The organism is Pontibacter sp. HJ8 (genome assembly GCF_054824225.1).
Genome location: NZ_JSYF01000356.1, coordinates 1 through 10,040 on the forward strand (window position 1 = coordinate 1; position 10,040 = coordinate 10,040).

At 52.2% G+C, this 10,040-nt stretch carries 10 protein-coding genes; 5 read left to right on the forward strand and 5 right to left on the reverse strand.

What is annotated here, in order from left to right; translation table 11 throughout:
* Positions 1-116 precede the first annotated feature (116 nt).
* From OB13_RS15290 to OB13_RS15305, 4 genes are all read right to left on the reverse strand, one after another.
* Positions 117-734, reverse strand: a complete 618-nt coding sequence (locus OB13_RS15290; RefSeq protein WP_461491042.1) for a DUF4159 domain-containing protein — start codon at positions 732-734, stop codon at positions 117-119.
* Between the two features lie 99 nt (positions 735-833).
* Positions 834-2,150: a TldD/PmbA family protein gene (locus OB13_RS15295; RefSeq protein ID WP_461491043.1), complete on the reverse strand. Its 1,317-nt coding sequence runs from the start codon at positions 2,148-2,150 to the stop codon at positions 834-836.
* Positions 2,151-2,216: 66 nt separating this feature from the next.
* On the reverse strand, positions 2,217-2,579 hold the full coding sequence (locus OB13_RS15300; protein WP_461491044.1) for a four helix bundle protein: 363 nt from the start codon (positions 2,577-2,579) through the stop codon (positions 2,217-2,219).
* A 48-nt stretch (positions 2,580-2,627) separates the two neighbouring features.
* On the reverse strand, positions 2,628-4,274 hold the full coding sequence (locus tag OB13_RS15305; RefSeq protein WP_461491045.1) for a TldD/PmbA family protein: 1,647 nt from the start codon (positions 4,272-4,274) through the stop codon (positions 2,628-2,630).
* Positions 4,275-4,601: 327 nt separating this feature from the next.
* Here OB13_RS15305 and OB13_RS15310 point away from each other — a divergent pair, with 327 nt between their 5' ends.
* The 5 genes from OB13_RS15310 (at position 4,602) to OB13_RS15330 (ending at position 9,279) form a co-directional block, all read left to right on the forward strand.
* On the forward strand, positions 4,602-6,254 hold the full coding sequence (locus OB13_RS15310) for a tetratricopeptide repeat protein (RefSeq protein WP_461491046.1): 1,653 nt from the start codon (positions 4,602-4,604) through the stop codon (positions 6,252-6,254).
* A gap of 114 nt (positions 6,255-6,368) precedes the next feature.
* Complete coding sequence (locus tag OB13_RS15315; protein WP_461491047.1) at positions 6,369-6,881, forward strand: RNA polymerase sigma factor; 513 nt, start codon at positions 6,369-6,371, stop codon at positions 6,879-6,881.
* The gene (locus OB13_RS15320; protein ID WP_461491048.1) at positions 6,868-7,641 is read left to right on the forward strand and encodes a HEAT repeat domain-containing protein; all 774 of its coding nucleotides are present in this window, start codon (positions 6,868-6,870) and stop codon (positions 7,639-7,641) included. The genes OB13_RS15315 and OB13_RS15320 overlap by 14 nt, the downstream gene beginning before the upstream one ends.
* A 41-nt stretch (positions 7,642-7,682) precedes the next feature.
* Positions 7,683-8,540 carry a DUF4097 family beta strand repeat-containing protein gene (locus tag OB13_RS15325; RefSeq protein WP_461491049.1) on the forward strand — a complete coding sequence of 286 codons (858 nt, stop codon included), beginning with the start codon at positions 7,683-7,685 and terminating at the stop codon, positions 8,538-8,540.
* A gap of 34 nt (positions 8,541-8,574) precedes the next feature.
* The gene (locus OB13_RS15330) at positions 8,575-9,279 is read left to right on the forward strand and encodes a DUF4097 family beta strand repeat-containing protein (protein ID WP_461491050.1); all 705 of its coding nucleotides are present in this window, start codon (positions 8,575-8,577) and stop codon (positions 9,277-9,279) included.
* Positions 9,280-9,430: 151 nt separating this feature from the next.
* Here OB13_RS15330 and OB13_RS15335 read toward each other — a convergent pair.
* The coding region (locus OB13_RS15335) for a septal ring lytic transglycosylase RlpA family protein (RefSeq protein WP_461491051.1) at positions 9,431-10,040 on the reverse strand (610 nt) is incomplete at its 5' end.

Consider the following 10,040-nt stretch of genomic DNA (forward strand, 5'->3'; position numbering starts at 1 on the left):
AGCTGTTGTAAGTTAGTCTTGCTATACCTGTCAGCTATACCTACTCGGGCAGAGATTCTCCCCTTGAGGGGAGCCAGGGGGATGACAGTCATTCACGAACTTATTGCTCATACACACTAACTCGTCAGCGCATACATGATGATGTTCACTCCGAACTTGGTGTTGTCCTCTGCCAGCCAGCGTTTGTTCCGGAAGTCGTAGTCCCATTCGCAGCCGTAGTCTTTGTTGCTATAAAGTACGCCAATTTTCCCGTTTATCTCAATGGCTTTCAGGTAGTCATGCACCAGGTCGTCGCCCCAGCCGTTGAGCTCAAATGAGGTAGTCGGGGGGCCTTCGTCGAAGGTGAAGAAGCTGCGGTATACCTTGTGGTTGTTCGGAATTTTCTTCAGCGCTCCCTGCCCGAAAATTTGCTTCATCTGCTCCTCAAAAGACCTTGCAAACAAGCCGTCGATGTCGTGGTTGCAGTCGTCCACAAATACAAAGCCACCGTTGCGCACATAGGTCTCGAAGTTCTTCCGCTCCTTCTGGTTGAACTGCACCAATCGGTGGCCGCTCAAGTAGCTGAACGGGTAGTTGAACAGCTCCGCACTTTCCAGCGAGACCACTTTCTCCTGCTCCGTCACCTTCACCGTCGTGTACTCAATGAGGGAGTGCAGCAGGTTGCTCGGCATACGCGGGTCGGTATCCCAGTTGCCGGAGCGGTATTGCAGTCGGACGAAGGTGAAAGGTTGCAATTTAGAATTCTGAGTTATGAGTGCTGAGCCTCGGGTTGTATGTAAAATGAATGCCGTACACAAATTTGTATACGGCATCCAAGGTATAAGCTGTAACGACTACACCGCGTCAGACAAGCTGGTGAAGGTGAAGTCGCGGATCTTCATCGGCGGCACCAGGTTGCCGCTGATGCGCTGCGGTCTGCCCAGTGCCTCCAGGTTGTTGAGCATGATGATCGGGCTCTCGTTGAAGCGGAAGTTCTTGACCGGGTACTGGATCTTGCCATTCTCAATGTAGAAGGTACCGTCGCGGGTAAGGCCCGTATAGAGCAACGTCTGCGGGTCTACGGAACGGATATACCAGAGGCGCGTGACAAGTATGCCGCGTTTGGTGTTTTTGATCATGTCTTCCAGCGACTGGCTACCGCCTTCCATCACCATACCGCCTGGGTTCGGGATAGATTTCGCTCCTGTTTTCTCAGCCCAGAAACGGGAGTTGTACAGGTTTTTGATCACCCCTTTCTCAACCCAGGTAGTTTTCTCGCGCGGACGGCCATCACCTGCAAAAGGAGCTGTCGGAATCTCGGGATGTGCCGGATCTGAATAAACCGTGATGCGCTCATCTACCAGTTTCTCGCCCAACTTTGTCTTGCCGCCCGGCTTGCTCAGGAAGCTGCGTCCTTCTTCGGCATTGCGCTGGTCCATGTTGCGGAACATGTTCTGAAGCAGATCAATAGAAGCAGCCGGCTCCAGGATAACGGTGTACTTGCCGGGTTCCAGTGCCTTGGCATTGCGGGAGTTCACGGCTTTGCTGGCCGCTAACTGGGAGGCGCTGCCGGTGTCGAGTTTGCTCACATCGCTGAAATCCTGGGTGACGTAGCCCGAGCCGGTGCCGTCTTCAGTACGCATGGTCACCGAAAAATCTACTACTGTTGAAGGGTGATAAGCGAACAGGCCCTTGGAGTTTAGTCGGGACATAAAGCTCGTGGAATGCTCCAGGAAACCTGCTGCTGTCAGACCTTTGTCGGCGGCAGCTTTTATACTCTTGGCAGCGGCATCAGCCCGGTAGGCCGGGTCTATTTTGGCTGTGGAGTCAAAGTGCGCTTTCGTGTTGATGTATTTCTGCGGGCCCAGCATCGGCATGTATTCCGGGCTTTCGGGCGCGATACGCGCGATCTCTTCGGCACGGCGTATGACCTTTTCCAGCGAAGCGTCATCAAACTCATTGATCGTGGCCACACCGGATCGCTTGCCAAAACGCGATTCCACTGACATTGCTACGTTCTCATCTGCGCCGCTGGTGGATACCTCATTACGGGCATAGCGGATGTTGCCGCCAATATTGCCACTGAGTGTGATCTCACACTCATCAGCCTTGGAGTAAGCCAGTGCTTTCTTCAGTAAAGCCTCTGCTTGTTCTCTTGTATATATAGCCATGTTTTTAGCTTCTTTTTTTAATTTCAAACTGTATTACTTTTTCAGTTCTGAGTCTCGGGTTCTGAGTCACGAGTTGTCTTCTTTATGCTGGGAGGTCAGAATGATACTCTTTAGCATTTTGACTAATTCATGACACTCTCCATGTATGCTGCTAAAAGCATCTACTTTTATAAAATCTGAATCTTTGAGCAGGCGCAGCCAGTAACTGGTTTCCCTCGCTTCTTTTAAAGCTATACTTAGCTTATGCCTGAAGTCTGCACTACTTTGAGCACCAAGCGCCTCTTCTACATTAGCCCCAATAGAAGTACCACTTCGTAGCACTTGCTTTGCCAGCACAAACTCGCGCTGTTCCTGGGTGAGGTGCTTGTATAGTTTAATTACACGCAAAGCAAAACTGTAAGACTTGGTAGCAACTATACTATCAGCCATTGTATCAGGTATAACTCAAGACTCAGAACTCAGAACTCGCGACTCTTTTTAGATTTTGCGCGCCGTATTGATCACGTTCACACCGTTGAAGCGGGTGTGGGCGGAGCCATGCGATACCGCACTTACCTGGCTTGGCTGGCCTTTGCCGTCGAAGAACGAACCGAACAGGCGGTAGTCGCTCTCGTCGCAGGAGCCTGCGCAGGAGTTCCAGAATTCCTGGGTGTTGCTCTGGTAAGCCACATCCTCCAGCATACCTACGATCTTGCCTTTGCTGATCTCATAGAAGGCCGTACCGCCAAACTGGAAGTTGTAGCGCTGCTGGTCGATCGAGTAGGAGCCACGGCCGGCGATGTAGATGCCTTTGTCCACGCCTGCGATAAGCTGGTCCACGTTCATCTTCTGCTTGCCCGGTGCCAGCGATACGTTAGGCATACGCTGGAATTGCACGGAGCTCCAGTTGTCGGCGTAGGCGCAACCATGCGATTCTTTCTCACCGATGATGTGTGCCTGGTCGCGGATAGCCTGGTAGTTGACCAGCTTCCCGTCTTTGATCAGGTCCCACTGCTTCGTTTTCACGCCTTCGTCATCCCAGCCTACCAGGCCCAGGGAGCCCTTCTGCGTCTTGTCTGCGAAGATGTGCACCTTGTCGGAGCCGTATTTGAAGTTTTTGGTTCTCCATTTGTCCAGTGTCGCGAAGGAAGTACCGGCGTAATTCGCCTCGTAGCCCAGTACGCGGTCCAGTTCCAGCGGGTGACCTACCGATTCGTGTATGGTCAGGCCCAGGTGGTTGGGATCCAGGACAAGGTCATACTTGCCGGCTGCCACCGATTTGGCTGTGAGTTTTTCTTTGGCTTGTTTGGCGGCCAGCGCAGCATCTTCGAGCATGTCGTAGGCATAGCGGTAGCCCATCAGGCCGGTCCCTTCCGGTCCTTTTATCTTTTCGCCAGCCTTCGGCACCATGTATTCCCAACCCATACCCATCGGTGCGCTCAGGGCCTCGCGGGTTCTGAACTTGCCACTGGCTTTGTCCACGGCAGTTACCGTAAAGTTTGGCCAGATGCGGTGGATGTCCTGGTCGATGTAAGAACCATCGGTGGAGGCGAAGTATTTCTGCTCATTTACCTGAAAAAGGGCCGAGTTGACAAAGCTGGCACCATTTTCCAGCGCTTTGGCGTTGGCAGCCAGCAGCAGATCGGCTTTCTCATTGATAGGCACTTCGAAGGAGTTCTTCTCGATCGGGGTTTTCCAGCTTACCTCACCGTAGCTCTGCACCGGTGCCAGTCGCACCGGCTCTTTCTGCAGTTTGGCGTTGGCTTTGGCAATGGCTACGGCCTCGTTGGTGGCCTTGGCTATACCTTTGTCACTTACATCGGAGGTGGCGGCGAAGCCCCAGGTGCCGTTGGCCAGCACCCGTATACCCACACCATACGATTCGGCATTCACAATATTCTGTACCTGCTTCTCGCGTGTGAAAACATACTGCTGCAGGTAGCGGCCTATGCGCACATCGGCGTAAGAGGCGCCGCCAGACTTGGCTGTGTTCAGGGCTACATCGGCCAATCGCTTTTTGAGGGCCGGGTCCACCTGTTCCAGCGCTCTCTCCGGAGAGATCATATTGCCGAACACAGGTATGGAGGGTAGCATAAGCCCGCCAAAACCCAGTGCCGAGATCTCAATAAAATGACGTCGTTTCAAAGTTCTTTTAGTTAAGGGTTAGATTCGTTTAGTTTTAGGTAACTAAGTTTAGGTAAATGATTCTATATATCAAAGTGTAGATACCAGTTAAAAGCCCGGGAGCAGGTTTTTATAGATCAACCGGGGCTTCTGCTCTACAAAAAGAGACTTTTCACAACAGCAGTGGCGGTGTGAGCCCGGGAGGCAGCAAGGGGAAAGAGTAGGTGCTGTAATGTTTCTGATCCTTGGTCGTCTCTGTAATTAGGGGTCGCAAGTGCTCTCAGAGCATGGCCTTTATACCTAATCTGTACCATTATGAAAAGTCTGTTCCTCATCAGATGCAGTTGTATGTTGCTGCTACTTACCCATGGCCTGGTGCAGGCGCAGCCAAAAGTGCTTCGTGCGGCGCAGTGGCAGGAAGATGTTGCGTTTCTGGCGGAGCAGCTGCCCAGAATGCACCGGAACCCTTACAACAAAATGTCTCAACAGGCATTTGACAGTGCCGTTGCGGTGCTGCATGCGCAGGTTCCTCAGCTAAAAGACTATGAAATAATAGTGGGCCTGACCCGCCTGGTCGCCATGGTGGGCGATGGCCATACCCGCCTCACTTTGCCGCAGGATATGGCCGTTGCCTACAGCCGGGCGCACTCCTCCACGCCACCACCCTCCGACCCGGGTTTATACCTGAACCACTTGCCTGTAAAGCTCGCCTTGTTCGACGATGGGTTATTCATCCGGGAAGCTACACCCGAGATGATGCACTTAGTAGGGGCGCAGGTATTGCAGATAGGGACAGTTCCTGCTGAAGACGTGCTGGAAAAGGTGCGGCCTGTGGTGCACTATGACAATGAGATGGGCTTCCGGTTGCTGGCACCTACTTTTTTGGTTATACCTGAGTTTTTAGCCGCACTGGGTATAGCCGATGATGTGCAGCAGGTACCATTTAAAATCAAGACAAGAGAGGGAGCAGTAGAAGACATCCTACTTTCCCCGATAGCCCTGTTCCGAAAAGTCTACTTTGTAGATGCCAGGGAGGCCCTCGGTACAGCGCCTCCCCTGAGCCAGCAAAACCGGAGGGAGAAGTACTGGCTGCATATGCTGGAAGATGAGGAAACGCTCTATGTGCAGGTAAACGAACTCTATGACAAAGAAGAGGAGCCGCTGGCAGCCTTTGTGGCAAAGATAGAGCGCATCGTGATAGGTATACCGGTCCGGAAACTGGTGCTGGACCTGCGGCACAATCCGGGTGGCAGCAATTCCTTTAACCGCCCCCTGGTGCTGGCACTGGCACGTTCGGAGCAGATCAACCGCTTTGGCAGCCTCTATACGCTCATTGGCAGAGAGACTTTTTCGGCAGCCCAGATGCTGGCAAACGACCTGGAGTACTATACCAATACCTTGTTTGTGGGCGAACCGTCGGGCTCCTCTCCCAGTGCTTACGGTGACTCCAGGAAAATGCAACTACCCAACAGCAACCTGACCATACGGATCTCTACCATCTACTGGCGCGACTGGAGCGGGGATGAGAAGCGCCCCTGGACAGCACCGGATATACCCGTGGGCTATACCTCCGAAGACTACCTGAAAGGAAGGGATCCCGCACTGGAAACTGTACTCAACATGCCACCTGCGGGTAATGTGTCGACCGTGATGCAGCAGGTCTATAATAATACCGGTTTTAAACAGGCTGTCTGGGTATACTCCCGCTTTGCCCTTGACTCCCGCACCAGTCCGGAAGAGGTAAGAGCTGTGGAAAAAGAATTTGGGGACTTCCTGCTGCAGCAGAAAAAAGCGGAAGAGGCCACAGCCTGGTACGGGTACATGAGCAGCCAGCACAAAGAAGAAGTATGGCCCATGATAGGTATAGCACAAGCGCACCTGCTCAACCAGGATTCCCAAAAAGCAAAAGCAGTATTAGAGAAAGTCATCCGGTTGGAGCCTGCTAACCAACAGGCAAAAAACCTGCTGGCAGCCATCCGGAAAGGGCAGCCGAATGGGTGAAAAGGTTGTGCTAAAGAGGGGGATAGAAGAAAACGTTTGCCCTATACCTTGGCCCCGGAATAATTTTAATAATATGCTGTAATGTTTCACCGTCTGCGTCGTCTTTGTATTTGAATGGATCTGCAAGAGTTTAAAATAAAGGTACTTCCTGCCAGGCAAAAGCTGTATCGGCTTGCTGTGCTTCTGCTTCATGACAAGGAAGAGGCAGAGGACGTGCTGCAGGATGTGTTCCTGAAACTCTGGACCCAAAAGGACAAGCTGCAGGCTTACAACAGCATAGAAGCCTTCGCGATGAGCATTGCCAAAAACCTGTGCCTGGATAAACTAAAGTCACGCAAACGGAAGCAGATGGTCGATGTAGCCGGCATGGACCTGCGTTCGGGGGACGCTACTCCTTATCAGTATTCGGAGCAGACAGACAGCATGCGCAATGTGCAGAGGTTGGTGGAAACCCTTCCGGAGCAGCAAAAACTGGTCTTGCACCTGCGCGATGTGGAAGGCTATACCTTTGAAGAAATAGAGCAGATTACAAGCTTAACCGTGAACAACCTGCGGGTCATCCTGTCAAGGGCACGCAAAAGTGTACGGGACGGCTTTTTAAAACTGGAGAACTATGAAGTGGGATAATATAGAAGCGTTACTGCAAAAGTATTACGAAGGCGAAACAAGCTTAGCCGAGGAAAAACAGCTGCAGGCATTCTTCAATGAGACACCGGACTTGCCGGAACATTTGAAGGCACATTCCGCACCTTTCCGCTATTACGCCAAGCAGCAGGAAGCGCAACCGGACCAAGCCTTGTCCGATGACTGGCTTTTTGAAAAGATAGCGGAACAGGAGCCGCAAGCCAAGACGCTGTTCTTCCCGGTGCTGCAGGAATACGCCTCCTATTGGCGCGTCGCAGCAGGTATACTGCTCGTGCTGGGGGCTTTCTGGGCGGGCAGGTACTATAATCAAAGGGCAGCCACTGCGCCCAATGCGGAGATAGCCGCTCTGAGAGAGGAAGTAGAGGAGATGAAAAAAGTCCTGGCCACAGGCGCATCTGCCAGCGAGCGCATTCAGCTGGTCAGCCAGGAGTATGAGGCCGGGCAGTCGGATGAGGTCATCGGGGTGCTGATCACTACCATGAACCAGGACCCGAACGTGAATGTGCGGGTGGCAGCTTCTGAAGCCTTATATCGATTTCATCACAAAAAAGAAGTACGCCATGCCCTGGTCCAGTCCTTGACGCAACAGACAGATCCCCTCATGCAGCTCACCCTGATCGACATGCTGGTTGATATGAAAGAGAAAGAAGCGATCGGCGAACTGGAGGAAATGGCTCAGCGGAAAGATTTACTGCCCATCGTGAAAGACAAAGCCGCAGAAGGCCTGGGCATCTTGATATAAAGCATTTAACATAAACAAAAGCGACTAACGCATAACACATCATGAAAAGACTAACACGCATAGCAGCAGCCTGTCTCCTGCTCTCCTCCACGACCGTACTCGCGCATGAGCGGGACAAGGGACATAGCACAACACCGGACGCTCCCGGTATGGCAGACGAAACGTATCAGGACAAGCCACTCGTCTACAAAGCAAAGCTGGACAACAGCAAGGGCAGCCAGGTGGTCCTGCTGATGCACAACAGCGATGTGAAGATCGTGGGCCATAATTCAGATGAGGTCATTATAGAAGCCTCTGGTTACAATGCGCCGCCTGCCCGTGCCGCCGGGTTGAAGCCGCTCTACAACCAGGCCGAAGACAACACAGGTATGGGTTTGGCCGTGGCAAAAGATAAAAATACGCTCACCATCACGAAAGCCTCCCGGCAGGATGGCAGTTATACCATTCGGGTGCCGAAGAATGCTTCGGTGAAGTACGAAGAGTCGAACTGGACAGGCGGTGACCTGAGTATAGCCGATGTGGGAGGAGAAATAGAATTGAAGCTGAACAACGGTGACGCCACCCTGACCAACATTGCAGGGCCTCTGGTGGCCAATACTACCAGCAGCGACATGGTGATCAAGTTCTCCAGTCTGAATCAATCCAAGCCCAGTGCGATCTCCTCAGTAGCAGGTACGGTCGATATTCACCTGCCAGCCAACACCAAAGCCAACTTTAAGCTGAAGTCGCTACAAGGCGAGATTTACTCAGACTTTGACATGAACATTGCCCGGGATACGAAAAGTAACCTGCCTCGCGTGAGTGGGGGCAACAACATCGAAGGAAAAACCAATGGCGGCGGTGTGGAGGTGAACCTGTACACCATCAGCGGCGACATGTACATCCGCAAGAGCAAATAAAAGAACGAATTTAACCTTATAACCATTTCGGACTATGAAAAAGATATGGACAATGGCGCTGCTCTGGCTCGTGCTGGCAGCGGGTGTGCAGGCCCAGCCGAAAACAGTAGAAAAAACACTGGCTATACCTGCCAATAACAAAGTGGACTTGCAGCTTAAGTTCGGCGACAACATTAAAATTACGGCCTGGGACAAAAAAGAAGTAGCGGTCAAAATAACGTATGAGATAAACAGCGGGAAGCTGAACGACGCGCTGCAGCTGACTTTTGCAAGTGACAATACCAGCGCCCGGGTGCTGGTGGACCTGGACCAGGAGCTGACAAAAAACGGTCAGGCAGCCGATTGCCCGGATAACGATGGCAGCTATAGCGTCAACAAGGACGGTAAACGGAACTTCGTCTGTGCGGATATCAATTATGAGATTTTTATGCCTGCCACCGCTGACCTGACAGTGGAGACGATCAACGGAGATATTGAAATAAGGGGACTGGCCGGGCCGGTTAGTGCCAAGTCCATCAGCGGGTTTGTGGATATGAACTGGGCGCCGAACAAAGGGGCGGCCGTGGCCCTCAAAACCATCACAGGCGAAGTGTATTCCGATCTGGACATTGATCTGGCCGGGAAGAGACAGAAGGCCCCGATGGTGGGCTATGAGCTTACTGGTAATGTAAAGGGAGGCGGCTCGGCAATCAAGCTGGAAAGTATCAGCAACGACATCTTTCTCCGCAAGAAAGACTAGGTTTAGCCAGCAGGTTCCGGAGCAGAAATTTACCGCCTGCCCTGATCCGGTAATTTTTCGGATCAAGTGAAACCATGAAAGAACCAAAAGCGGGAAGCCTTCCTCAGGCTTCCCGCTTTTGGTTTGTCAGTAAGGTATAGGCTAGGCTAGGCTAGGCTTTGCTTACCTTGCCTGCCAGGCCTTCTTCTTCCAGAAGTTCGTTGAAGGCTTCTGCCTCGTTCCGGTTCTGGAATTTTCCAGCTTTTACAAGCACTACTTTTCTGCCATTCACCTGTGCTTCGGTAATTTCCAATGGGAGATACTTGTCGAAAGCCTTCAGTTTCTGGCTCATTTCGTAGGCATGCTGGTAATCAGCGTAGGATGCTGCCTCTATGGTATAAGCGCTTGCGTCCGATGCGTTATCGTTTGCCGCGATCGCCTCATCCGGTCGTTCGATTACCTGAACCTCTACCTGGGCTATACCTAAGGCGTGTATGTCGAGTTTGCGTGCTGCTGCTTCCGATACATCGATGATGCGGTTGCCTACAAAAGGACCCCGGTCATTGATGCGCAGGACGACCGATTCGTTGTTGGCGGGATTGGTGACTTTAACTTTGGTGCCGAAAGGGAGGGTTTTGTGAGCGGCCGTCATGTCGTTTTTGTTGTAGCGCTCACCGCTGCTGGTCTTTCTTCCGTGGTATTTGCTGCCGTACCAGGAGGCAGAACCAATTTGAGTTTTATCGTTGCTTTGTGCGAAAGTTGGTTGGCTAACTCCGATAAAT

Excerpts from the sequence above, each read along its gene's own strand:
- OB13_RS15295 (WP_461491043.1), bottom strand. The coding sequence starts at position 2,150 with ATGGCTATATATACAAGAGAACAAGCAGAGGCTTTACTGAAGAAAGCA.
- OB13_RS15300 (WP_461491044.1), bottom strand. The coding sequence starts at position 2,579 with ATGGCTGATAGTATAGTTGCTACCAAGTCTTACAGTTTTGCTTTGCGT.
- OB13_RS15310 (WP_461491046.1), top strand. The coding sequence starts at position 4,602 with ATGTTGCTGCTACTTACCCATGGCCTGGTGCAGGCGCAGCCAAAAGTG.
- OB13_RS15315 (WP_461491047.1), top strand. The coding sequence starts at position 6,369 with ATGGATCTGCAAGAGTTTAAAATAAAGGTACTTCCTGCCAGGCAAAAG.
- OB13_RS15320 (WP_461491048.1), top strand. The coding sequence starts at position 6,868 with ATGAAGTGGGATAATATAGAAGCGTTACTGCAAAAGTATTACGAAGGC.
- OB13_RS15325 (WP_461491049.1), top strand. The coding sequence starts at position 7,683 with ATGAAAAGACTAACACGCATAGCAGCAGCCTGTCTCCTGCTCTCCTCC.
- OB13_RS15330 (WP_461491050.1), top strand. The coding sequence starts at position 8,575 with ATGAAAAAGATATGGACAATGGCGCTGCTCTGGCTCGTGCTGGCAGCG.